Source organism: Pseudomonas guariconensis (assembly GCF_040822035.1).
Classification (GTDB): Bacteria; Pseudomonadota; Gammaproteobacteria; order Pseudomonadales; family Pseudomonadaceae; genus Aquipseudomonas; species Aquipseudomonas guariconensis.
In genome coordinates this window covers 4,992,928-5,016,429 of record NZ_CP162012.1, presented here as the reverse complement: position 1 = coordinate 5,016,429, position 23,502 = coordinate 4,992,928, and the positions used below count along the sequence as shown (strand labels likewise).

Annotated in this window: 24 protein-coding genes; 10 read left to right on the top strand and 14 right to left on the bottom strand. The window is 63.4% G+C overall.

Annotated elements, in window-relative coordinates; translation table 11 throughout:
- Window positions 1-78: 78 nt before the first annotated feature.
- Window positions 79-1,392: an ATP-binding protein gene (locus AB1N67_RS23335; protein ID WP_070572020.1), complete on the top strand. Its 1,314-nt coding sequence runs from the start codon at window positions 79-81 to the stop codon at window positions 1,390-1,392.
- Between the two features lie 31 nt (window positions 1,393-1,423).
- Here the strand turns inward: AB1N67_RS23335 and rimK are convergent, their stop codons facing one another.
- Together rimK and AB1N67_RS23325 are read right to left on the bottom strand one after the other, a co-directional pair.
- Window positions 1,424-2,329, bottom strand: coding sequence for a 30S ribosomal protein S6--L-glutamate ligase (rimK, locus tag AB1N67_RS23330; RefSeq protein WP_043208300.1), 906 nt, complete (start codon window positions 2,327-2,329; stop codon window positions 1,424-1,426).
- Window positions 2,326-2,808, bottom strand: a complete 483-nt coding sequence (locus AB1N67_RS23325) for an ATP-dependent zinc protease (RefSeq protein WP_043208301.1) — start codon at window positions 2,806-2,808, stop codon at window positions 2,326-2,328. The genes rimK and AB1N67_RS23325 overlap by 4 nt, the downstream gene beginning before the upstream one ends.
- Window positions 2,809-2,917: 109 nt before the next feature.
- On the opposite strand from AB1N67_RS23325, the gene AB1N67_RS23320 reads away from it, so the two are divergent.
- Window positions 2,918-3,319: an RNA-binding S4 domain-containing protein gene (locus AB1N67_RS23320; protein WP_043208302.1), complete on the top strand. Its 402-nt coding sequence runs from the start codon at window positions 2,918-2,920 to the stop codon at window positions 3,317-3,319.
- Window positions 3,320-3,350: 31 nt separating this feature from the next.
- On the opposite strand, the gene AB1N67_RS23315 is transcribed toward AB1N67_RS23320, so the two are convergent.
- Window positions 3,351-4,151: a phosphatase PAP2 family protein gene (locus AB1N67_RS23315; RefSeq protein ID WP_043208304.1), complete on the bottom strand. Its 801-nt coding sequence runs from the start codon at window positions 4,149-4,151 to the stop codon at window positions 3,351-3,353.
- Window positions 4,152-4,259: 108 nt separating this feature from the next.
- On the opposite strand from AB1N67_RS23315, the gene hslO reads away from it, so the two are divergent.
- The 3 genes from hslO (at window position 4,260) to AB1N67_RS23300 (ending at window position 7,494) form a co-directional block, all read left to right on the top strand.
- Window positions 4,260-5,159: an Hsp33 family molecular chaperone HslO gene (hslO, locus tag AB1N67_RS23310; RefSeq protein ID WP_043208307.1), complete on the top strand. Its 900-nt coding sequence runs from the start codon at window positions 4,260-4,262 to the stop codon at window positions 5,157-5,159.
- A 179-nt stretch (window positions 5,160-5,338) separates the two neighbouring features.
- On the top strand, window positions 5,339-6,880 hold the full coding sequence (locus AB1N67_RS23305; protein ID WP_367863416.1) for a phosphoenolpyruvate carboxykinase: 1,542 nt from the start codon (window positions 5,339-5,341) through the stop codon (window positions 6,878-6,880).
- 179 nt (window positions 6,881-7,059) lie between these two features.
- The gene (locus AB1N67_RS23300) at window positions 7,060-7,494 is read left to right on the top strand and encodes a thioesterase family protein (RefSeq protein WP_250034168.1); all 435 of its coding nucleotides are present in this window, start codon (window positions 7,060-7,062) and stop codon (window positions 7,492-7,494) included.
- A gap of 66 nt (window positions 7,495-7,560) precedes the next feature.
- Here AB1N67_RS23300 and AB1N67_RS23295 read toward each other — a convergent pair whose 3' ends face one another.
- Window positions 7,561-8,043, bottom strand: a complete 483-nt coding sequence (locus AB1N67_RS23295) for a glycine zipper domain-containing protein (RefSeq protein ID WP_043208314.1) — start codon at window positions 8,041-8,043, stop codon at window positions 7,561-7,563.
- Window positions 8,044-8,288: 245 nt separating this feature from the next.
- Window positions 8,289-9,128, bottom strand: a complete 840-nt coding sequence (gene fdhD / locus AB1N67_RS23290; RefSeq protein WP_043208317.1) for a formate dehydrogenase accessory sulfurtransferase FdhD — start codon at window positions 9,126-9,128, stop codon at window positions 8,289-8,291.
- A gap of 173 nt (window positions 9,129-9,301) precedes the next feature.
- Between fdhD and lysM the strand changes: the two genes are divergently transcribed.
- Complete coding sequence (gene lysM, locus AB1N67_RS23285) at window positions 9,302-9,742, top strand: peptidoglycan-binding protein LysM (protein ID WP_043208319.1); 441 nt, start codon at window positions 9,302-9,304, stop codon at window positions 9,740-9,742.
- Window positions 9,743-9,820: 78 nt separating this feature from the next.
- Here lysM and yrfG read toward each other — a convergent pair whose 3' ends face one another.
- A complete protein-coding gene (yrfG, locus tag AB1N67_RS23280; protein ID WP_043208322.1) occupies window positions 9,821-10,483 on the bottom strand; it encodes a GMP/IMP nucleotidase in 663 nt (220 codons plus the stop codon).
- 64 nt (window positions 10,484-10,547) lie between these two features.
- On the opposite strand from yrfG, the gene nudE reads away from it, so the two are divergent.
- Both nudE and cysQ read left to right on the top strand, forming a co-directional pair.
- Entirely contained in the window at window positions 10,548-11,114 is a 567-nt protein-coding gene (gene nudE, locus AB1N67_RS23275; protein WP_043208324.1) for an ADP compounds hydrolase NudE, read from the top strand.
- Window positions 11,111-11,944 (top strand): 3'(2'),5'-bisphosphate nucleotidase CysQ, encoded by an 834-nt coding sequence (gene cysQ, locus AB1N67_RS23270; RefSeq protein WP_367863415.1) that lies wholly within the window; start codon window positions 11,111-11,113, stop codon window positions 11,942-11,944. The genes nudE and cysQ overlap by 4 nt, the downstream gene beginning before the upstream one ends.
- Before the next feature lie 39 nt (window positions 11,945-11,983).
- Here cysQ and AB1N67_RS23265 read toward each other — a convergent pair whose 3' ends face one another.
- From AB1N67_RS23265 to AB1N67_RS23230, 8 genes are read right to left on the bottom strand one after another with little or no spacing between them, the layout of a single operon-like run.
- Entirely contained in the window at window positions 11,984-12,439 is a 456-nt protein-coding gene (locus AB1N67_RS23265; RefSeq protein ID WP_367863414.1) for a YiiD C-terminal domain-containing protein, read from the bottom strand.
- On the bottom strand, window positions 12,436-13,845 hold the full coding sequence (locus AB1N67_RS23260) for a sigma-54 dependent transcriptional regulator (protein ID WP_070572010.1): 1,410 nt from the start codon (window positions 13,843-13,845) through the stop codon (window positions 12,436-12,438). The genes AB1N67_RS23265 and AB1N67_RS23260 overlap by 4 nt, the downstream gene beginning before the upstream one ends.
- Window positions 13,842-15,656 (bottom strand): ATP-binding protein, encoded by a 1,815-nt coding sequence (locus tag AB1N67_RS23255; protein ID WP_043208333.1) that lies wholly within the window; start codon window positions 15,654-15,656, stop codon window positions 13,842-13,844. The genes AB1N67_RS23260 and AB1N67_RS23255 overlap by 4 nt, the downstream gene beginning before the upstream one ends.
- Before the next feature lie 37 nt (window positions 15,657-15,693).
- Window positions 15,694-16,554: a dTDP-4-dehydrorhamnose reductase gene (rfbD, locus tag AB1N67_RS23250; protein WP_367863882.1), complete on the bottom strand. Its 861-nt coding sequence runs from the start codon at window positions 16,552-16,554 to the stop codon at window positions 15,694-15,696.
- 5 nt (window positions 16,555-16,559) lie between these two features.
- The gene (gene rfbC, locus AB1N67_RS23245) at window positions 16,560-17,105 is read right to left on the bottom strand and encodes a dTDP-4-dehydrorhamnose 3,5-epimerase (protein WP_043208335.1); all 546 of its coding nucleotides are present in this window, start codon (window positions 17,103-17,105) and stop codon (window positions 16,560-16,562) included.
- Window positions 17,102-17,977 carry a glucose-1-phosphate thymidylyltransferase RfbA gene (gene rfbA, locus AB1N67_RS23240; RefSeq protein ID WP_043208337.1) on the bottom strand — a complete coding sequence of 292 codons (876 nt, stop codon included), beginning with the start codon at window positions 17,975-17,977 and terminating at the stop codon, window positions 17,102-17,104. Before rfbA ends, rfbC begins: the two co-directional genes overlap by 4 nt.
- The gene (rfbB, locus tag AB1N67_RS23235; protein ID WP_102081114.1) at window positions 17,974-19,056 is read right to left on the bottom strand and encodes a dTDP-glucose 4,6-dehydratase; all 1,083 of its coding nucleotides are present in this window, start codon (window positions 19,054-19,056) and stop codon (window positions 17,974-17,976) included. Before rfbB ends, rfbA begins: the two co-directional genes overlap by 4 nt.
- Before the next feature lie 39 nt (window positions 19,057-19,095).
- Window positions 19,096-19,272 (bottom strand): hypothetical protein, encoded by a 177-nt coding sequence (locus tag AB1N67_RS23230; RefSeq protein ID WP_180962687.1) that lies wholly within the window; start codon window positions 19,270-19,272, stop codon window positions 19,096-19,098.
- On the opposite strand from AB1N67_RS23230, the gene AB1N67_RS23225 reads away from it, so the two are divergent.
- Together AB1N67_RS23225 and aguA are read left to right on the top strand one after the other, a co-directional pair.
- Window positions 19,271-22,171: an aminotransferase gene (locus tag AB1N67_RS23225; RefSeq protein ID WP_367863413.1), complete on the top strand. Its 2,901-nt coding sequence runs from the start codon at window positions 19,271-19,273 to the stop codon at window positions 22,169-22,171. The genes AB1N67_RS23230 and AB1N67_RS23225 overlap by 2 nt on opposite strands.
- Before the next feature lie 196 nt (window positions 22,172-22,367).
- Window positions 22,368-23,474 carry an agmatine deiminase gene (gene aguA / locus AB1N67_RS23220; protein WP_043208342.1) on the top strand — a complete coding sequence of 369 codons (1,107 nt, stop codon included), beginning with the start codon at window positions 22,368-22,370 and terminating at the stop codon, window positions 23,472-23,474.
- Window positions 23,475-23,502 lie beyond the last annotated feature (28 nt).

Below are 23,502 nucleotides of genomic sequence, written 5' to 3'. Positions count from 1 at the left end.
GGGTCGCCCTGTTTGCGTCTGGATCAGGCCCGCACCCTGTCGAGCCCCGCCCGTGAGCGCAGCGCAGTAGTTGTCCAGATGAAAACGCCTCTTTGGTTCCCGCAAAGCTTCTTCGCCCGCACCCTGTGGCTGGTGCTGATCGTCGTCCTGTTCTCCAAGGCCTTGACGCTGGTGTACCTGCTGATGAACGAGGACGTGCTGGTCGATCGCCAGTACAGCCATGGCGTGGCCCTGACATTGCGCGCCTATTGGGCCGCCGACGAGGAGAACCGCGACAAGATCGCCGAGGCGGCAGGGTTGATCCGGGTCACCGGCTCCGGTGTGCCGGAGGGTGAGCAGCATTGGCCCTACAGCGAGATCTACCAACGCCAGATGCAGGCCGAACTTGGCGATGACACCGAGGTGCGGTTGCGCATCCACGCGCCGCCTGCCTTGTGGGTCAACGCGCCGAGCCTGGGCCCCGGCTGGTTGAAGGTGCCCTTGTATCCGCACCCGCTGCGGGGGCAGAAGATCTGGAACGTGCTGGGCTGGTTCCTGGCCATCGGTTTGTTGTCCACCGCTTCGGCGTGGATCTTCGTGCGCCAGCTCAACCAGCCGCTCAAGCGATTGGTGTTCGCTGCCCGGCAGCTGGGCCAGGGGCGCAGCGTGCGGTTGCCGATCAGCGACACACCAAGCGAGATGACCGAGGTGTACCGGGCCTTCAACCAGATGGCCGAAGACGTCGAGCAGGCCGGACGCGAGCGTGAACTGATGCTGGCGGGAGTGTCCCATGACTTGCGCACCCCCCTGACCCGCCTGCGCCTGTCGTTGTCATTGATGGCCAACGACAGTGAGCTGACCGATGACATGGTCCGCGACATCGAGGATATGGATGCGATCCTCGACCAGTTCCTGGCCTTCATCCGCGATGGTCGGGACGAGCCGGTGGAAGTGGCCGATCTGGGCGCACTGGTTCGCGAAGTCGTGGCGCCTTACAACCAGCCGGAGGAGCGGGTGCGCCTGTGCTTGGAGCCGATTCCGCCATTCCCGCTGCGTCGGGTGTCGCTCAAGCGCATGCTGGGTAACCTGATCGGTAATGCCTTGCATCATGCGGGCAAAGGGGTCGAAGTGGCGGCGTACGTGTCCGGTGACCAGAGCGCGCCCTATGTGGTGCTCAGCGTACTGGACCGAGGGACGGGGATAGACGAGTCGGAGTTGGAGACCATCTTCAACCCCTTCATCCGCGGAGATCGTGCCCGAGGCGGCAAGGGCACCGGGTTGGGGCTCGCGATCGTCAAGCGGATCGCGGCCCAGCACGGGGGCAATGTCGAGTTGCGCAATCGTTCCGGTGGCGGAATCGAAGCGCGGGTAAGGTTGCCATTGGGGTTGCTGTTGCCCCGTAACGCCGTTTGATGCCCTGTCATGGCTCCGCGGCTGTGTTGGCTCAGCCCTTGCCTTTGGTTCGTGTCTGGTTCGGCCCGCCGTTCTTCTCCAGGTGTTCGATGATCATCCCGGCCACGTCCTTGCCGGTGGTGACTTCGATCCCCTCGAGCCCCGGCGAGGAGTTCACCTCCATCACCAGTGGCCCGTGATTGGAGCGCAGGATGTCCACCCCCGCCACGCTCAAACCCATGACCTTGGCCGCACGAATGGCGGTCATGCGCTCTTCGGGGGTGATCTTGATCAGGCTGGCGACGCCGCCGCGGTGTAGGTTGGAGCGGAACTCGCCAGGCTTGGCCTGGCGCTTCATCGACGCGATGACCTTGTCGCCGACGACGAAGCAGCGGATGTCGGCACCGCCCGCTTCCTTGATGTATTCCTGGACCATGATGTTCTGCTTCAGGCCCATGAATGCCTCGATCACCGATTCGGCGGCCTTGGTGGTTTCGCACAGCACCACGCCGATGCCCTGGGTGCCCTCGAGCACCTTGATCACCAAGGGGGCACCGTTGACCATCTGGATCAGGTCGGGGATGTCATCCGGCGAATGAGCGAAACCTGTGATCGGCAGGCCGATTCCGCGACGCGACAGCAGTTGCAGGGAGCGCAGCTTATCGCGTGAGCGGGCGATGGCCACCGACTCGTTGAGCGGGTAGACACCCATCATCTCGAACTGGCGCAGCACCGCGCAGCCATAGAAGGTGACGGACGCGCCGATGCGCGGTATGACTGCGTCGAAACCTTCCAGCGGTTTGCCGCGATAGTGGATCTGCGGTTTGTGGCTGGCGATGTTCATGTATGCGCGCAGGGTATCGATCACCACCATCTCGTGACCACGCTGGGTACCGGCTTCGACCAGGCGGCGGGTGGAATACAGACGCGGATTGCGCGACAGCACAGCGATCTTCATGCAGCACCTGTGACAGGGGAAAGGGTGGCCGGAAAGGCCGGTTTGTCCTGAACGTACTTAAGGCCAGGATTGACTACCAGCTGGCCGTGAATCAGCGCCTTGGAACCGAGCAGCAGGCGATAGCGCATGTTTTTGCGACAGGCAAGGGTGAACTCCACCTCCCAGACCCGGTCGCCCAACGCCAGCGGCGTACGGATCACATAGCGGACCTGGGCTTGGCCGTTGGAGCTCTTGATGGTTTTCATCGTGACCAACGGGGCTTCGCAGCGACGGTGGCGAAGTTGCACCACTGACCCCAGATGAGCGGTGAAGCGCACCCAGGACTGGCCGTCGCGCTCGAACGGTTCTACGTCCGTGGCGTGCAGGCTGGAGGTGCTGGCGCCGGTATCGATCTTGGCGCGCAGGCCCGCCAGGCCGAGGTCGGGCAAGGCGACCCACTCGCGCAGGCCGATTACAGTCAGATGGTCAAATGTCTTCACGAAACACGCCCTGCGAATGAGGTGGTGAACTGTAAGCACGGCACGGACTTTTTGCATCCGCAAGTTACGGTAGTACAGTTCCGTGAAAGACAGAATTCGAGGTAATGGGATGGCCCACAAAGCGGAAGAAGACGACAAGGTACGCCTGGATAAATGGCTATGGGCGGCGCGGTTCTACAAGACCCGGGCCCTGGCCAAGGCGGCCATTGAGAGTGGCAAGGTGCATTGCCGGGGAGAACGCTGCAAGCCGGGCAAGGAGCCTCGGGTAGGTGACGAATTCGTGCTGCGTACCGGATTCGATGAACGTACCGTAGTGGTCAAGGCCTTGTCGGATGTACGTCGCGGAGCGCCGCAGGCGCAGGCCTTGTACGAAGAGACCGAAGAAAGCGTACGGCGTCGTGAACAGGCTGCCCAGATGCGCAAGGCTGGCGCGCTCGGTGTGACCACCGATGGGCGGCCGACCAAGAAGCAGCGGCGCCAGATTCATCAGCTGCATGGCAGTTATGAATGAGTAGGGGCCGCAGCGCGGCCCCGAAGGCCATTCAGGCCGTGCGAATGACGCTCATCCTGCCCACCAGCGGCAATCGTGCCAGCCAGCTGAACAACGGGGCGGTCCATCGCAGCAACGCCGCACTGGCTTTTGCCGCCAGCGGTGTGTAGCAGCTCCAGCCCAAGGCCAGCACGGCCATCAGCAATCCGCCGATATAGTCGTCCTGCCCCCAATGGGCGCCTGCCACCAGGCGCGGCAGCATGAACAGCAATGCCAGGCCCCAGATCACCAGCCGCTGCAGCAGGGTGCGGCTGAACAGGGTCATGAACAGCGCCCAGATCAACAGCACCGAAGCGTGATCGCCCGGGAAACTCTGGCTGGAGCGATCCTTCAGTTCCCACTTGGCTTCCAGATTCGGGTAGTAGTCGCTCAGATGGACTACGTTGTCGAAGACCATCGATGGGCTGTTGTGTTGCCAGCCCATGATCGCTACCCACTTGGAAAACAGTACGCGAACCACCACTAAGAGGAGCAGCGTTACCAGAAAACCAAAGAAGGCTTCGCGCACCTGGGTCGCCTTGAACACCCAATTGCCCCGGATCAGCAGGGCCAGCAAGATCAAGCCGACGACAATATCGAAAGGACGCAGACTGCCGATCGTCCAGACGTATCGCCAGAGGGTGTTGTCGGCCAACGGCGCGTTGAGGCTGTGGAACAGCCACTCGTCTAAAGTCAGACATAGGATCTGGCCAAAAGGCCATAACCAGAAACACAGTAGAGCAACAGGCAGCAGGGTACAGGCTACGAGGGGTCCCCAGGACCACCTTGCTTGGAACAGTGGTCGATTGTCCATAAAATACCTCTATTACCAACGGGGTTAAGAGCGTCTCGTGGACGCTCTGCCACGGGAGTCGTAATTCCCTGTAACCATTTTGTCATCATTTTTAGATAGCCAAAACCTATGAGCGATTTGCCGGATACCGACTTCACCCAGCGTTTCATCTTCGACGACCGCGATATCCGCGGCGAGTGGGTGGCGCTCGAGCAGAGCTATGCCGACGTGCTGGCCCGTCATCCTTACCCTCAGCCGGTCGCCGTGCTGCTGGGTGAACTGATGGCGGCGACCGCGTTACTCGTGGGCGCACTCAAGTTCGATGGCCTGCTGGTGCTTCAGGCGCGCTCCCAGGGGCCGATTCCGCTGTTGATGGTCGAGTGCTCCAGCGATCGCGATATCCGCGGCATGGCGCGCTACGAGGCGGACCAGATCCCGGCCGACGCGACCCTGGCCCAGCTGATGCCTGACGGTCACCTGACCTTGACCATCGATCCGGTCAAGGGCCAGCGTTACCAGGGCACCGTGGACCTCGATGGCGCCAACCTGTCGGAGTGCTTCACCAATTATTTCGTCCAGTCCCAGCAGCTCAACACGCGCTTCTGGCTCGACGCCAAGGGTGGCAAGGCCCGTGGCCTGCTGCTGCAGCAGTTGCCGGTCGATCGCCAGCGCGACGAAGAAGAGCGCGAGGGCAGTTGGCAGCATGTCGTGGCCCTGGCAGGCACCCTCAAGCCTGAGGAGTGGTCTCTGGACAACGAAACCCTGCTGCACCGCCTCTACCATGAGGACGCCGTGCGTCTGTTCGACATCGAGCCCCTGCGCTTCCATTGCAGCTGCTCGCGCGAGCGTTCCGGCAATGCATTGGTGAGCCTTGGAGAAGAGGATGCCAAGGCATTGGTGGAAGAGTGTGGTGGCAAGGTCGAGATCGATTGCCAGTTCTGCAACGAGCGCTATTTCTTCGACGCGAGCGATGTGGCGCAATTGTTTGCAGGTGGTGGCACCGAGGCACCGTCAGATACTCAGCACTGAAACGGTTCACTACAGGAGAAACTCCTGTCGAATTGCGCAAAAGCGCAGTTCTGACAGGAGGGGCCTACTTTTTTTGGGCTTTTCTGGCATAATCCGGCCACTTTTTTCGCTGTAGTAGTTTGAAATAGACAACTACAAAACGTTTGGAGCACTCGGCCTTGGGCCGGATGGGGTATCTCATGACGCAAGCCAACAACACCGTGTACACCGACCTGACCGTCGATGAGCTGGTAAAAGAAGCGCTGTCCCGCGGTGAAGGCGAGCTGGCCGATACTGGCGCACTGGTTGTGAAAACCGGTCATCGTACCGGCCGTTCGCCGGCTGACCGTTTCATCGTCGACGAGCCCAGCACCTCCGGTGCCATTGCCTGGGGGCCGATCAACCGCAAGTTCCCGGCTGACAAGTTCGATGCTCTGTGGGCTCGCGTCGAGGCGTTCAACAACGCCCAAGAGCACTTCGTTTCCCACGTTCACGTAGGCGCTGCCGCCGAGCACTACCTGGCGGTCAAGATGACCACCCAGACTGCCTGGCAGAACCTGTTCGGCCGTTGCCTGTTCATCAATCCGGCCCAGTACAACCCGGCCGGTCGTGAAGAGTGGCAAGTGCTCAACGTCGCCAATTTCGAATGCGTTCCAGAGCGTGACGGCACCAACTCCGATGGTTGCGTGATCATCAACTTCGCCCAGAAGAAAGTGCTGATCGCTGGCATGCGTTACGCCGGCGAAATGAAAAAAGCCATGTTCTCTGTGCAGAACTTCCTGCTGCCAGCTGCCGACGTTCTGCCGATGCACTGCGCCGCCAACATCGGCGAAGCAGGTGATGTGACCCTGTTCTTCGGTCTGTCCGGCACCGGCAAGACCACCCTGTCGGCCGACGAGAGCCGTTACCTGATCGGTGACGACGAGCACGGTTGGGGCGAAGGCGTTGTCTTCAACATCGAAGGCGGCTGCTACGCCAAGTGCATCGACCTGTCCGAGAAGAACGAGCCGGTCATCTGGAAAGCCATCAAGCATGGCGCGGTGCTGGAAAACGTCGTTCTCGACGACGCCAAGCACGCCGACTACGCCGATGGCAGCCTGACCCAGAACAGCCGCGCCGCCTACCCGTTGGAGCACGTCGAGAAGCGTTCCGAGAAGAACCTGGGCGGCGAGCCGAACGCGGTCATCTTCCTGACCTGCGACCTGACTGGCGTTCTGCCTCCGGTTTCGATCCTGAACAATGAGCAGGCGGCCTACCACTTCCTGTCCGGCTACACCGCGCTGGTTGGTTCCACTGAGATGGGTTCGGGCGGCGGCATCAAGTCCACCTTCTCCACCTGCTTCGGCGCTCCGTTCTTCCCACGTCCGGCTGGTGAGTACGCTGAACTGCTGATCAAACGCATCAAAGGCTTCGGCTCCAAGGTCTACCTGGTCAACACCGGCTGGACCGGTGGTGGCTATGGCGTTGGCAAGCGTTTCAGCATCCCGACCACCCGTGCCGTGATCGCTGCGATCCAGAGCGGTGCCTTGATCGGTGCCGAGACCGAGCACCTGAACATCATCAACCTGGATGTGCCGAAGGCCGTTCCGGGCGTCGAAACCGTCCTGCTCAACCCACGCAACACCTGGGCTGACTCGGCTGCCTACGACGAGGCCGCCAAAGGCCTGGCCAATCTGTTCATCGAGAACTTCAAGAAGTTCGACGTCTCCGAGGCCATCAAGGCCGCTGGCCCGCAGCTGTAAGCACGCGAGCACGGACGAAAAAGCCGCCCCTCGGGGCGGCTTTTTTGTTTCTGGTCCTGAGCCGATGGTATGGTCACTGGAGCAATCGAGGGCTTGTCCGGTGATTGGGCTGCTGGGCAGCCCAACTGCTCCTAATGACGGCCGCAACCTCCACTCGCGTAACCAAGCCTGGGTAACCTATGACCGAATCCCCTCAGCGCAGCCATTTCAACCACTTCCATCCTATCCTCACCCGCCCCCACGACAACGACATCAATGGTCATATTGCCGGCGCGACGGTGCATGGCTACTTCGAGACGGCCATCCAGGCGTTTCTCGTCGAGCAGGCCGAGCTGGACTTGCGCGAGGGTGAACTGGTGGGCGTGGTGATCAGCTCGGCGGCGCAGTTCTATGCCTTGCCAGGGTTTCCCGATGTGCTCGAAGTGGGGTTGGGCGTGGTGCGCCTGGCAGGTAGCACGGTGGAGTACCACCTGGCGCTGTTCCGTCCAGGCGAGCCGCAAGCCTGTGCGGCGGGGACGGTGGTGCAGGTCTTCGTGGAGCGTGCCTCCGGCAACCCGGTGACCTTCCCCGACGCCCTGCAGGCGTCCCTGGCGGGCTTGCAGTTCAACCGCTGAGCCGCAAAGTCGACACCAACGAAAAGGCCCTGCCGGTCAGGGCAGGGCCTTTGCTTGACTGAATGATCAGTCGTCGTAACGCCAGTGGCGTTTGTGCTTGCGATGGCCGTAGTGATGGCCACGGTCCCAGTGACGGCGGCCGTCGTAGTCACGACGGTAGCGGCGGTCGTGACGATCGTCATCGTCGGCCTTGTTGCCCAGGTAGTTACCCAGGGCACCACCGGCACCACCACCTGCGGCTGCACCGATATGGCTACCGGTAGTGCCGCCCATCGAGCGACCGATTACGTTACCGCCGGCCGCGCCCAGTGCGCCACCGATGGCGGCCTCACCGCGCTGACGCTTGTCGGCACCCAGGGCACCGCCGGCCGCACCGCCCAGGCCGGCACCGATGGCGCCGCCGGTGCTACCACCGATGGAGTTACCTACTACGGAGCCGAGTACCCCACCCAATGCGCCGCCAATGCCGGCCTCGGTATTGCCACCGGCCATGGCAACGCCGCTGAGCAAGCTGAAAGACAACAACAGAATCGAGGAGTACTTCTTCATCGAGAGAGCCTCATAGGGATGACGAGGCGAATTTGAGGCTCGGCGAGGCGGCTGGCAATGGAAATCCGACGAGTAGCACGACTTGTACACAATTCTCTAACTTCTTGTTTTTTAGGTGAAACTTTCTCAAATTTTGCTTGTCTGAAGCTACTTGAGACAAAGCCCTGGCCGTTGCGCACAGGGCTTTTTTTATGGCTGTTCGCCAGCTTTCGAACAGAGGGGGGAGGCCGCGGTCTCGGGCGCGTTCATCCCTGCGACTGCTGCGCCACAGGGCTGTATACCCGTGGTGCGCTGTGTTTGGGCAAGTGGATGAGATTGAGATTGTGCTTACGCGCCCATTGCAGGGCCAGGCCGGTCGGTGCCGAGAGGCTGACCAAGGTCTGGATGCCGGCACGCAGGACTTTCTGGATCAGTTCGAGGCTGCAACGGCTGGTGACGATGGCCAGGCCACCCTCAGTATCGATGCGTTGGCGCAGCAGCGCGCCGATCAGCTTGTCCAGCGCGTTGTGGCGCCCGATGTCCTCACGGCCTAGTAGCAGCTCGCCGTCACGGTCCATGAACAGCGCCGCATGCACCGCGCCGCAGTGCTGCCCCAGGGGCTGGAAGGCATCGATGCGCTGGCGCAGCCCGGCCAACCAGTGCGCAGGAGGCAGGGGCGCACCGGGCAGCGTGGCCAGCTCGGGTAGCGCCTGCTCCAGGGCTTCGACGCCGCACAGACCGCAGCCGCTGGTGCCGGCTAGCTGACGGCGCTGGTTCTTCAGATTCCAGAAGGCGCGGCTGGAAATTTCCAGGTCGGCGTAGAGCGCCGAGCCACTGCCGGAGAGCTTCACGTCATAGATTTCGTCGGTGCTGGCGACGATACCGCTGCCGACGCTGAACCCGACGGCGAAGTCTTCCAGATGGGTAGGGCTGACCAGCATCACCGCCTGGTTCAGACCGTTGTAGACGATGGCCAGAGCCACCTCTTCGGCGAGCGGCGTGCTGTCGCGCACCTCGTCGGTGAGTTGTACGTAGTCGTAGGTATTACTGGCGGCAGGCAAGGCAAGAGGCATGGACGCCGCACAGACTGGGGGTTTGCTGTTCATCAGAGCGGATTACCGGCGGCTTGTTACCTGCACAAGCCTAGGCTTGCAGGCGGGCGACGTCTAGTCGCTAGGTTCTATCCCCTGATAGAGGACGTCGATTGGCTTGGCGAGGCGGATTGGCCAAGTCTGTCCTAGACTCCTGCTTCCCATGTTTGATCATCAAGGAGAGCGACATGAGCCTGTTCAGTTTCGTGAAGGAAGCCGGTGAAAAACTGATCGACTTGCTGACGCCCGGAAACGCCAACGCCGAGGCGCAGCTCAAGAAGCACGTCGAATCCGTCGGCTTGGGTAACCCGAACATCTCCGCCACCGTCCAGGGCGATACGATCGTGCTCAAGGGCGAGGTGGCGAGCCAGGAAGAAAAGGAAAAGATCATCCTGGCGGCGGGCAACATCGATGGCGTGGCATCAGTGGACGACCAGATCACCGTCACAGGGCCCGTGGCCCAGGCGGCACGCTTCGTCACGGTCAAGAAAGGCGATACCCTGAGCGCCATCGCCAAGGCCGAATATGGCGATGCCAACAAGTACAACAAGATCTTCGAGGCCAACAAGCCGATGCTCAAGCATCCGGACAAGATCTATCCGGGACAGGTGCTGCGCATTCCTGACTGATTGCCTGTTGTCCCGATGCGCGGATAAGCCCGCTCCCGTGTGATCGTCGTGGGAGCGGGTTCATCCGCGACTGCATGCTCACAGACCTTCCAGCAGTTGCCGGTAATCCTCCACCGCGGCGAACTCCTGAGTATCACGCGGTCCCGCCTTGCTGTCGGGCTGGCGCACGGCCAGCAAATGCTCCACGCCGAAGCGTCGCGCACTGCGCAAGATCGCCAGGGTGTCGTCGATGAACAGGCTGCGCGCAGGATCGAAGCCGATGTCCGCCTGCAGGGCGTCCCAGAACTGCGGGCTTTCCTTGGGAAATCCGTAGTCGTGGGAACTGATCAGCCGCTCGAAATAGGGCGCCAGCTCCACACGCTCGAGCTTCAGTGACAGCGAGTCGCGATGGGCATTGGTGATCAGCACCACGCGTTTGCCGGCTTGGCGGATTGCGGCGAGGAAGGTATCGGCGTCCGGGCGCAGCGCAATCAGGTCGGCGATTTCCTGTTTGAGCTCGCGGATCGGCAGGTTCAGCTCGCGGCTCCAGAAATCCAGGCAGTACCAATTGAGAGTGCCTGCATTGCGCTCGAACAGCGGCTGCAGCTCAAGTTCGGCCATGGCCCGGCTGACACCGTGCAGCTCGGCGTAGCGCTGGGGCAGGTGCTCCAGCCAGAACTGGTTGTCGTAGTGCAGGTCGAGCAGGGTGCCATCCATGTCCAGCAGGACGGTATCGATGGCGGACCAAGGAAGAACGGGCATGGGAAACTCTCGTTAGGTCGGCAAGCCACGGTATAGTAACCCGTTCACGCCAAGGAGCCGCCCCATGCGCCAGAAACCCACCGTCCTCGCCCGCGAGATCGTCGCCAGCAGCCGTCTGTTCCGCGTCGAAGCCGTGCAGTTGCGTTTTTCCAACGGTACCGAGCGGACCTACGAACGCCTGGTCGGTCGCGGCAATGGCTACGGCGCGGTGATGGTGGTGGCCATGCTCGATGCCGAGCACGCGGTGCTGGTGGAAGAATACTGTGGTGGCACCGATGAGTATGAATTGTCCTTGCCCAAGGGCCTGATCGAGCCTGGCGAGGACGTGCTGGCCGCAGCCAACCGTGAGCTCAAGGAAGAAGCCGGCTTCGGCGCGCGCCAACTGGAGCATCTCACCGAGCTGTCCCTCTCGCCTGGCTACATGAGCCAGAAGATCCAGGTGGTACTCGCCACCGATCTCTACGAAGAACGTCTGGAAGGAGACGAGCCCGAGCCGATGCGCGTGGACAAGGTCAATTTGCGTGAACTGTCGGCGCTGGCCATGCATCCGCAATTCTCCGAAGGCCGGGCGCTCGCAGCGCTGTACCTGGCCCGCGACCTGATGATCCAGCGGGGGTTGCTCAGCGTATGAACGATCAGCAATTGATGGACGAAGTCGTGAAACTGGCCCGTCTGGCGGGTGAGGCGATCTTGCCGTTCTGGCGCGCCGATGTGGCGGTGACGGCCAAGGCTGATGACTCGCCGGTGACCGCTGCCGACCTCGCCGCTCATCAGGTCATCGCGGACGGCTTGCAGGTGCTGGCCCCGCATATCCCGGTGCTGTCGGAGGAGGACTGCGAGATTCCGCTGGCCGAGCGCCAGGCCTGGCGCCGCTGGTGGTTGGTCGACCCGCTCGATGGCACCAAGGAGTTCATCGCCGGAAGCGAGGAGTTCACTGTCAACATCGCCTTGATCGAGGAGGGCGAAGTGGTGTTTGGTGTGGTGGCGATGCCGACCAATGGCCGCTGCTACTTCGGCGGCCGGGGGCTGGGCGCGTGGCGCGCCGAGGTGAATGGTTCTGCCGAATCGATCCGGGTGCGTCGGCAACCGCCGGAGGGCGGGCGCTTCACGGTGGTCGCCAGCAAGCGACATTCCAGCCCTCAGCAGGAAGCGCTGTTGGGCGGGCTGGGCAGCGCCGTTGGCGAGCTTGAACTGGCCAATGTCGGCAGTTCGCTGAAATTCTGCCTGTTGGCCGAAGGGGCCGCGGATTGCTATCCGCGACTGGCGCCGACCTCCCAGTGGGATACCGCTGCTGCCCAGGGTGTGTTGGAAGGTGCCGGGGGCGAGGTCATCGGGCTGGATGGCCAGCCGTTCCGCTACCCGGCGCGTGAAACCCTGCTCAATGAATTTTTCCTGGCCTTGCCTGGCGCGGCTGCGTGGCGCCCGGCCTTGTTGCAACTGGCAGCGGCGATCGGTCGCTGAGTCCTTGGGGACGCAAGGCGTCCCCCGGCAGCGGCAAGCCTAGCGATGCAACACGTATTGTCCGCTGAACTTCACGGCGGGCTCATCGCTGCCCGCGTTGCAGACGATCGTCTCGAGGGTCAGGCGAGCCCGTCCGCGGCGCTGGTACATCGCCACGAAACGCTCCCAGGTATTGTCTTCCGGTGCTTCGCAGCGTGCCACGGCCGTGTCGGTTACCGGCAGCGGGTAGCTGATCTGGCCTTCCTGGATGACGATATGCCCGTCATCGATTCCCAGCTCACGCAAGCGCAGGTGCAACCAGCCCCATCCCACCAGCACCGCACCGCAATACAGGCTGCCACCGAACATGGTGCTCTTGTGATTGACGTTGGGCGCCAACGGCAATTGCAGGCGCAGGCAGTGGTTCTCCCAGCCAATGACTTCCATGCCCATCTCCCGGGTCAGGGGAATGTCGCTGTGCAGTACGGACTGCAGGTACTGGCTGTCGGTGGTCATGGGCGGGTTTCCTCCTGATCGTCGTGTCCGCTGGCGCCGCCTTCGAAATTCAGGCCATGCTTGCGCAGCTTGTCGTGCAGAGTCTTGCGCGGGATGCCGAGGGCTTCGGCGAGGCTGCGCAGGGAGTTGTGGGGTTGGGCCAGCTCGGCGGCGATCAATGATCGCTCGAACTGTTCGACCTGTTCGCTGAGCGTGCCGCTGCGCTCAGCTTCGTGGGCTGTGTGAGTGCTGGGCGCCTGGCCGTCGAGGGCCAGCTCCAGACCCAGTGCGAAGCGCTCCGCAGCGTTCTGCAGCTCGCGCACGTTCCCTGGCCAGTCGTGACGCAGCAGCAGGGCACGCTGGGCCGGTTGCAGGCTATGGGCCGGCAGGCCATGGCGTGCGCTGGCGGCATCGGCGAAGTGCTGGAACAGCACCAGGATATCGTCACCACGCTCGCGTAGCGGCGGGATGCGCAGCGGTGCCACATTCAGGCGGTAATACAGGTCGGCGCGAAAGCGCCCTTGGTCGGCGGCTTGGCGCAGGTCTTCCTTGGTGGCGGCGATGATGCGGATGTCCAATGGGATGAGCTGGTTGCCACCCAAGCGCTCCACCACCCTCTCCTGTAAAAGGCGCAACAGCTTGACCTGCACATCCAGGCTCATGCTTTCGATTTCATCGAGGAACAACGTCCCACCATTGGCGAACTCGAACTTGCCGATGCGGCGCTTCTGCGCGCCGGTAAAGGCGCCGGGTTCATGGCCGAACAGCTCGCTCTCGACCACCGACTCGGCCAGGGCACCGGCGTTGATCGCCACGAAAGGCCCCTCGCGGCGGCTCGACAGGTCGTGCAGCGCACGGGCCACCACCTCTTTGCCGGCGCCGGTCTCGCCGAGGATCAGCACGTCCGCGCGGGTGGCGGCCAGGGCGCCGATCTGCTCGCGCAGGCGCTGTATGGCCGGCGACTGGCCAACCAGACGCGTGGACAGCTCCTGGCGGTCGCTCAGGGCCAGGCGCAGGCTACGGTTGTCCAGCACCAGACGGCGCAAGGCCAGGGCGCGGCGTACGCTGTCGAGCAGGGCATCGCTGGCAAAGGGCTTTTCGAGAAAATCATAGGCCCCGGCGCGCATGGCCTGCACGGCCAGCGGCACATCGCCGTGGCCGGTGATCAGCAGCACCGGCAGGTCGCTGTCACGCCCATGCAGTTGCTCCAGCAGTTGCAGGCCATCGATGCCGGGCATGCGGATGTCACTGACCACCACGCCAGGCCAGTCCGCAGCGATGCGCTCGGCCAAGCCCTGGGCGTCGGCCAGCGTCACGACTTTCAGGCCGGCCAGGTCCAGGGTCTGCCCCAGGGCCTGGCGCAGGTGCGGGTCATCGTCCACCAGGATGACCTGGGTGCGGCTGTCGATGAGTGTCTCGGTCGTCATGCCGAGGGGTCCTCCGAAGGTTGCAGGTTCGCGCCGGGCGTGGCCACGCGCAGCTGCAGGGTGAGCAGTGCGCCGCCTTCCGGGTGGTTGCCGAGCAGCAGTTCGCCACCCAGGGCTCGCATCAGGCTTTCACAGATCGCCAGGCCCAGGCCCAGGCCTTGGGTGCGGGTCTTGGTGGTGAAGAAGGGTTCCTTGGCGTGCTCCAGGGCCTGGCTGCTGAAGCCTGGGCCGTTGTCGCGGATGTACAGGTAGACGTAGCCGTCGCGGGTTTCGGCACTGAGCCACAGCTTGCGCGGGTTGGCTTTCTCGGTCAGGGCGTCGAGGGCGTTGGCCAGCAGGTTGCCGAGCACCTGGCGCAGGCGGGTTTCGCCGGCCTGGACCCAGAGTGTGGCGTCGGGTAGGTCGCGGACCAGCTCCACGGCCATGGCCCGGCGGCGCTTGGCCAGCAACGCCAGGGCGTCATCGAGCGCCGGTTGCAGGGCGACGCTTTCCGGGGCGTGGCGGTCGCGACGGGCGAAGGCACGCAAGTGGGTGATGATCGAGGCCATGCGCCCGGTCAGCTCGCCGATCAGCTTGAGGTTGCCACGGGCATCTTCGATGCGTTGATGATCGAGCAGGATCTCGGCGTTTTCGGCATAGCTGCGGATAGCGGCCAATGGCTGGTTGAGCTCATGGCTGATGCTGGCCGACATGGTGCCCAGCACCGACAGCTTGCCGGCCTGGACTAGCTCGTCCTGAGCGCGGACCAGCTCCTGTTGGGCCTGTTCTCGCTCAAGTACTTCCTTCTTCAGACGGGTGTTGAGGCCTTCGAGGTCGGCGGTGCGCTCCATTACGCGCTTTTCCAGCTCCTGGCGGCCGCGGGCTTCGAAGTCGATACGGTCGATGTAGTGGCGTCGGCGCTGCATCACCAGGCCTGCCAGCAGCATCAGCACCAGCAAGGCGGCCGCACCGATGGCCATGACCGTCTGCACGGAGCGGTCGACCAGCGTGCGCGGGGCAAGGATGCTGACTTGCCAGCCGGTTTCGTTGATGCTGCGGGTCTGGATCAGCCAGGCAGCGGTGTCGAGGTTGAGCGGCTGCGGGGCCTGGGTCGGGTAGGGCTGGATGGCGATGATCGCCTCGCGCTCGGCGGCGGTCAGCGCCCGGGTGGCGCGAAAGCGCCAGTCAGGTCGCGAGGTCAGCACCACCACGCCATTCTGGTCGGTGAGCAGCAGTTGCTCTGGGGTGCGACCCCACAGGGTTTCGGTGTGGTCCAGGTCAACCTTGACGACCAGCACGCCGACGATCTTGTCCCGCTCGTGCACGGCAGCGGCGAAGAAATAGCCACGCTTGGCCGAGGTGGTGCCCTGGCCGAAGAATCTTCCCAGGCGCCCCTGCATGGCTTCGAGGAAGTACGGCCGGAAGGCGAAGTTGCGGCCCACGAAGCTGTCGTGTTTGTCCCAGTTGGAGGCGGCCAGGGTATTACCGCTGACGTCCATCAGATACATGACCTCGGCGCCGGTTTGCTCGACGATCTCCTTGAGCAGGCGGTTGGCGTTGGTCACCGCTTCGGTCTTGAACGGGTCGTGGAGCGCACCGCGCAGGGCTGGCAGGTCGCCTAGGATCTGCGGCAAGGTCTCGTAGCGGTGCAGGGTGCCCAGCAGGTTGGCGACATAGAGGTCGAGGGTCTGGCGGTTTTGTGAGGCCAGTTCCTCCTGGTAGTAACGCTCGGCCAGGTGATGCAGCGGCCAGAGCAGAGGAGCCAGGCACAGGGCCAGCAGGGCGAGGCTGCGCCAGCGGGGACGGCGTGGAGGCGTGGAGGTCGAAATCATCAAGGGATGCGCCAGAAGGATCTGGCGCAATTATGCGCTACTTGAGGCAGTCGATCAGCGCTTGGTGCCAGTGCGGTTGTTGGACCTGCCACTCACGGGCCAGGCGCGAGCAGTCCAGGCGCGAGTTCAGCGGCCGGCGCGCAGGTGTCGGGTACTCGCTGGACGGGATCGGCAGCAACTCGGCGCAGGGCAGGCCTTGGGCACGCAGGTGTTCGGCAATGGCCTGGGCAAAGCCGAACCAGGACGTCTCGCCTTGCGCTGTCAGGTGGTAGAGGCCCCAGGCGCCGGCCTGGCCTGCCTGCCAACGCTCGATGAGTGCGCGGGTGCTGACGGCAAGGGTGCCGGCCCAGGTCGGCGCGCCGACCTGGTCGTCGACCACCCGCAGCTGCGGGCGCTCTTGCAGCAGGCGTTGCATGGTCAGCAGGAAGTTGCGCCCATGCCGCGAGTAGATCCAGCTGGTGCGCAGGATCAGGTGCTTGCCGCCCACCGCGCTGATGGCCTGTTCGCCAGCCAGCTTGCTGCGCCCATAGACGCCCAGCGGGTTGGGTGTGTCCGCCTCGGTGTAGGGAGTGGGCTTGTCGCCGTCGAAGACATAATCGGTGGAGTAGTGGATCAGCGGCACGCCAAGTCGCGCTGCTTGCTCGGCCAACACGCGCGGGCCTTCGGCGTTGATGGCGAACGCCAGCTCCGGCTCGCTCTCGGCCTGGTCCACTGCGGTGTGGGCGGCGGCGTTGATGATCAGGTCGGGGGCCAATCGGCGCAGCGGTTCACGCAGTTGCTCGGGATTGGCCAGGTCGAGCTGGTCGCGTCCGAGCAGCAGTACCTCGCCCAGGTCGGTCAACTGCGGGCGCAAGGCTTGGGCGAGTTGGCCGTTATGGCCACAAACGAGTATCTTCAATGGTTTCATGGCAGCAGGTCGAGCTCGCTGAACAGCTTGCCAAGCTGGTCCTTGGCCGACAGCTGCGGCGGCGCCTGCAGTTGCCAGTCGATGTTCAGGGTCGGGTCGTCCCAGCGGATGCAGCGCTCGGCTGCGGGGTTGTAGTAGTCGGTGGTCTTGTAGAGGAACTCGGTTTCTTCACTCAGTACCACGAATCCATGGGCGAACCCTGGCGGCACCCACATCTGGCGGAAGTTCTCGGCCGACAGGCGCGCGGCGACCCAGCGGCCGCAGGTAGGGGAACTGCGACGTACGTCGACGGCCACGTCCAGGACCTCGCCGCGCACCACGCGCACGAGTTTGCCCTGGGTATTCTCGACCTGATAATGCAGGCCGCGCAGCACGCCTTTGCGCGAATAGGAGTGGCTGTCCTGGACGAAGGTGATGTCCAGGCCGGTGTGAGCTGCGAAATCCCTGGCGTTGAAGCTCTCGAGGAAAAAACCCCGGCTGTCGCCGAACACCTTGGGTTCGATGATCAGCACGTCGGGGATGTCGGTGTGGATGATGTTCATGCGGGCTCTTCGGCGATTTTGCTCAGGTACTGACCGTAACCAGTCTTCTTCAGTTCGTTTGCCTTGGCCAGCAGCTGCTCGCGGGTGATCCAGCCTTTCTGGTAGGCGATTTCTTCCAGGCAGGCAACTTTAAGGCCTTGGCGGTTCTCGATGGTCTGCACGTACTGCGAGGCTTCCAGCAGGCTCTCGTGGGTTCCGGTGTCCAGCCAGGCGAAGCCACGACCGAAACGCTCCACGCGCAGGTCGCCGCGTTTGAGGTAGGCATTGTTGACGTCGGTGATCTCCAACTCGCCACGAGGGGAGGGGCGCAGGCCCTTGGCGATCTCGATCACGTCGTTGTCGTAGAAATACAAGCCGGTGACGGCATAGCTGGACTTGGGCTCGGCAGGCTTTTCCTCGATCGAGAGTGCTCGACCTTGCTCGTCGAAATCGACCACACCGAAGCGCTCCGGGTCCTTGACCCAGTAACCGAACACCGTCGCGCCCGTGGGATGGCTGGCCGCACGGGTCAGCTGCTCGGTGAAGCTTTGACCGTGGAAGATGTTGTCGCCCAGGATCAGGCACACCGGATCGTTGCCAATGAACTGCTCGCCAATCAGGAAGGCCTGGGCCAAACCGTCGGGGGAGGGTTGCTCGGCGTAGCTGATACGCAGGCCGAACTGGCTGCCGTCGCCGAACAACTGACGATACTGTGGCAGGTCCCGGGGGGTGGAGATCAGCAAGATGTCACGGATGCCGGCCAGCATCAGCACCGAGACCGGGTAGTAGATCATCGGTTTGTCGTAGATGGGCAGCAGCTGCTTGGAAACGCCAAGCGTGATGGGATGCAGGCGGGTGCCGGAGCCCCCCGCCAGTACGATGCCTTTGCTCATGCGATCAGGTCCTTGAAATTGGAATGTCCCAGGCGCTCACCCTGGTAGCTGCCATCCTGGACATGGCGGCACCACTGGAGGTTGTCCAGATACCACTGTACGGTCTTGCGCAGTCCGCTCTCGAACGTCTCTTCCGGTACCCAGCCCAGCTCCCGCTCGATCTTGCTGGCGTCGATGGCATAACGCAGGTCGTGGCCTGGGCGGTCGTGGACGAAGGTGATGAGGTCAGTGTAGCGGGCCACGCCCGCCGGATGTTCAGGCGCCAGTTCCTCGAGCAGCGCGCAGATGGCGTGCACGACATCGATGTTCTTCTGCTCATTGTGGCCACCGATGTTATAGGTCTCGCCGACCTGGCCTTCGGTCACCACCTTGAGCAGGGCACGGGCGTGGTCGTCGACGTACAGCCAGTCGCGCACCTGCTGGCCATCGCCGTACACCGGCAGCGGTTTGCCGGCGAGGGCGCTGAGAATCATCAGTGGGATGAGCTTCTCGGGGAAGTGGTACGGGCCGTAGTTGTTCGAGCAGTTGGTAACCAGCACAGGCAGCCCGTAGGTCCGGTGCCAGGCGCGTACCAGATGATCGGACGCTGCCTTGCTTGCCGAATAGGGCGAGCTTGGCGCGTAGGGCGTGGTCTCGGTGAACAGGTCGTGTGCACCATGCAGGTCGCCGTAGACCTCATCAGTAGAGATGTGGTGGAAGCGAAACGCCGCGCGTGCCTGCGATGGCAGGCGGCTCCACCAGGCACGGGTGGCTTCGAGCAGGGTGTAGGTGCCGACGATGTTGGTCTGGATGAACTCCGCCGGGCCATCGATGGAGCGGTCCACGTGGGATTCGGCGGCCAGGTGCATGATCGCGTGGGGCTGGAAACGCTCCAGCACGGCGCTGACCGTAGCCGCATCGGCGATATCGGCCTGGACGAGTTCGTAGCGGGTATTGCTGGCGATGCGTTGCAGCGACTCCAGGTTGCCGGCGTAGGTGAGTTTGTCGAGGTTCAGGACCTCGTGCTCGGTATTGTCGATCAGGTGGCGGATCAGGGCAGAGCCAATGAAACCGGCGCCACCGGTGACGAGAATTCGCATCTGAAAGAACCTCTGGTCTGAAGGAAGCTCCAGTGGAGCTTAGCGTGTCGGCCGGGTCGCTGCGGTCTGGCCCTTTGTTCGTGCGGCGGCATTGTCCGGCAAGGCCGGACAGTTTGGAACTGCCTTGCTGTAACCAAGGCTTTTATCGCCAGCCTCTTGTATATCGGCAGCAGCAGTGGCGATATAAGCGACAAAAAAACCGAGGTTCCACTCCATGCCCTTGAGCACCCTGATCCAGCGTTCCCGCCAGCCCAACCCTTCGCTGAGCGAAGCCCAGGCCCATGCCCTGCTGCGCGCGCACTACGACCTGGACGGACCCTTGCAGCCGTTGGGCAGTCAGCAGGACCTGAACCTACTGCTCGACAGCGAACAAGGCCGCTTCGTGCTCAAGGCCTGCCACGCCAGCTATGCGCAGGTGGAGCTCGAAGCGCAGCACGCGGCACTCGCCTACCTGCGGGAGCAAGGCTTGCCAGTGCCGGCCGTGCGTCGGGCAGGCGATGGCCAGGATCTTTTAGCGGTGGACATCGATGGCCAGTCTTTGCGGGTGCGCCTGCTCGACTACATCGAGGGCCAGCCACTGACGCGTCTCAAACACATGGAGCCGCGCCTGATCGCTGAACTGGGCGAGCTGTGCGCGCGTGTCGACCGGGCATTGGCCGATTTCGATCATCCCGGCCTCGAGCGCACCCTGCAGTGGGACCCGCGCCACGCTAAGGCACTGATCGAGCATTTGCTGCCGGTACTGCAAGACCCGTCCCGTCGAGCCCGTGTGCAGCAACTCACCGGGCTGGCCGCCGAACGCTTGCAGCCATTGGCCGATGACCTGCCGGCCCAGGCCGTGCACCTGGACATCACCGATGACAATGCGGTCTGGGCGCGTGATGCCGGGCGCCAGTGGCAATTGCAGGGCGTCATCGACTTCGGCGATCTGGTGCGTACCTGGCGTATCGCCGACTTGTCCGTGACCTGTGCTGCCCTGCTGCACCACGCCGAAGGCGACCCGCTGCGTATCCTGCCGGCGATCCAGGCGTACCAGGCGATCAATCCGCTGCAGGAGGCCGAGCTGCGAGCCTTGTGGCCATTGGTGCTGATGCGCGCGGCCGTGCTGGTGCTCAGCAGCGAACAGCAGTTGCAGGTAGAGCCTGGCAACCAGTACATCCTCGACAACATCGCCCATGAGTGGGAAATCTTCGACACCGCCAGCGCCGTGCCTTTTGCCCTGATGGAGGCTGCGATTCTCCAGGCCGCAGGGCACGCCCTGGCGCCGCTGACCCTTTCGGACTGTGCGCCGCTGATGCCGGCCTTGGCCGGCGAGGCGGTGGCGCGCATCGACCTGGGCGTGCTCAGCCCTCATTGCGAAGCCGGTAATTGGGAGCAGCCCGGTTTCGACCAGCGGCTGCTGACCGGGCAGGCCGGGCCGGCGTGCACCCTGCACGGGCAGTACCGGTTGTCACAGACGCACATCGATCGTCCCGAGGAGCCCGCCACCTGCGCTTTGGGTGTGGAACTGAACGTGCCCGCCGGCACCGCGTTGCAGGCACCGCAGGCAGGTGTCTGGGAGCGCACCGGCGAGGGCCGTGGTCGGCTGCGCACACCCGACTGGAGCCTATGGCTGGCAGGGCTGGAAGAAGCGCCGCAGGACGGCCAGGCATTGGCCAAGGGGCAGACCCTGGGGCTGACCTGCGGCTTCCTGAGCGTCCAGTTGAGCCGGGATCACCAACATCAGCCGCCGTTCTTCGTCAAACCATCCCATGCCCAGGCCTGGTTGGCGGTGTGCCCGTCCCCCCGCGCCTTGCTGGGCTTCGATTGCGACGCCGAGCCCTTGGTCGACGCCCAGGCCCTGCTGGCTCGCCGTGACGCCAGCTTTGCCCGCTCGCAGAAGCACTACTACGCGCAGCCACCCCATATCGAGCGGGGCTGGCGCAACTACTTGATCGACATGCAGGGCCGCTCCTACCTGGACATGCTCAATAACGTCGCAGTGCTGGGCCATGGGCATCCGCGCATGGCCGCCGAGTCGGCGCGCCAGTGGTCGCTGGTCAACACCAACTCGCGCTTCCACTATGCGGCGATAGCCGAGTTCTCGGAGCGACTGCTGGCGTTGGCGCCGGAAGGCTTCGACCGGGTGTTCCTGGTCAACAGCGGCACCGAGGCCAACGACCTGGCAATCCGCCTGGCCTGGGCCTACAGCGGTGGGCGCGATTTGCTCAGTGTGCTGGAGGCCTATCACGGCTGGTCGGTGGCTACCGACGCCATTTCCACCTCCATCGCCGACAACCCGCAGGCGCTGGAAACCCGGCCGGACTGGGTGCATCCGGTGGAGGCACCGAACACTTTCCGCGGGCGTTTCCGTGGGCCGGACAGCGCACCTGATTACCTGCAGGATGTCGACGCCAAGCTGGCCGATCTCGATGCCCGGGGGCGGCAGCTGGCCGGATTCATCTGCGAGCCGGTATACGGCAATGCCGGGGGGATCTCGCTGCCGGCGGGCTACCTGCGCGAGGCCTACGCGAAGGTCCGTGCCCGGGGCGGGGTGTGCATCGCTGACGAGGTGCAGGTCGGCTATGGTCGCCTCGGCGAATACTTCTGGGGCTTCGAGGAGCAGGGCGTGGTGCCGGACATCATCACCATGGCCAAGGGCATGGGTAACGGTCAGCCACTGGGCGCGGTGATTACCCGGCGGGAGATTGCCGAGGCCCTGGAGGCTGAGGGTTACTTCTTCTCATCGGCCGGTGGTAGCCCAGTCAGTTGCCGGATCGGCATGGCAGTGCTGGATGTCATGCAGGAGGAAGGCCTTTGGGAGAACACCCGCGAGGTGGGCCGTTACTTCAAGGCGCGCCTGGAGGCATTGGTCGATAAACATCCACTTGCGGGGGCTGCCCACGGCTCCGGGTTCTACCTGGGTCTTGAACTGGTGCGCGATCGCCAGACGCTGGAGCCTGCCACCGAAGAGACCATGACCTTGTGCAATCGCCTGCGCGATCTGGGCATCTTCATGCAGCCCACCGGGGACTACCTGAATATCCTCAAGATCAAGCCGCCCATGTGCACCACCCGGGCGAGCGTGGATTACTTCGTCGACAGCGTGGACCGCATTCTGTCCGAAGCGCTTTAAGTCGAGGTCATCGAGCCACCTGAGTCGATTGTTATCGGCTTAGGTGGCTTTTTTATGACCAAATAAATTGTCGTTCAGCTTTTAAGTTCGATTTTTATCGAGTATATAATGGTGTAAGCACGGCCGCTTCTGAGTAAGCTGCCCTCTTTATCAATGACCTGGCGCAGTCGGCGCCGGGCCCTCGCAGAGGTTACCGATGAAAACCCTCAACTCGACCCCGCGTGCCGACGGTTTCCATATGCCCGCCGAATGGGCGCCGCAAACCCAGGTCTGGATGGTCTGGCCAGAGCGCCCGGACAACTGGCGCCTGGGCGGCAAGCCGGCGCAAGCTGCGCATGTGACGCTGGCCAAGGCCATCGCCCGCTTCGAGCCGGTTACCGTCGCCGTCTCTGCCGGCCAGTACGAGAACGCCCGTCGTCAGCTCGATGTCCCCAACATCCGCGTGGTGGAAATCAGCAACGACGACGCCTGGGTGCGTGACACCGGCCCGACCTTCGTCATCAACGACCATGGCGAAGTGCGGGGTGTGGACTGGGGCTTCAATGCCTGGGGCGGCTTCGACGGCGGCCTGTACGCGCCCTGGAACCGTGACGAGGAACTGGCGGCCAAGGTCCTGGAAATGGAGCGCTGCCAGCGTTACCACACCGAGGGCTTCGTACTCGAAGGCGGTTCGATCCATGTGGACGGTGAAGGTACGCTCATCACCACCGAAGAGTGCCTGCTCAACCGCAACCGCAACCCGCACCTCAATCGCGAGCAGATCGAAGACATTCTGCGTGAGCATCTGGCCGTCGAAACCATCATCTGGCTGCCGGACGGGCTGTACAACGACGAGACCGACGGGCACGTCGACAACTTCTGCTGTTACGTCAGCCCAGGCGAAGTGTTACTGGCCTGGACCGATGATTCCAACGACCCCAACTATGCGCGTTGCCACGCCGCATACGAGGTATTGAAAAACAGCCGCGATGCCAAAGGCCGTGAATTCGTCGTGCACAAAATGCCGATCCCGGGCCCGCTGTACGCCACTGAGCAAGAGTGCGCAGGCGTCGACCATGTGGCTGGCAGCCAGGAGCGTGACCCGTCCGTGCGTCTGGCCGGCTCCTATGTCAACTTCCTGATCGTCAATGGCGGCATCATCGCCCCGAGCTTCGATGACCCCGCTGATGCCCAGGCCAGAGCGATCCTGGCCAAGGTCTTCCCGGACCACGAAGTCGTCATGATTCCAGGCCGTGAGCTGCTTCTGGGTGGCGGCAACATCCACTGCCTGACCCAGCAACAGCCGGCGCCGGTCAAGCGCTAAACCCCCGATCACAAAAAAGCCCGTCCAT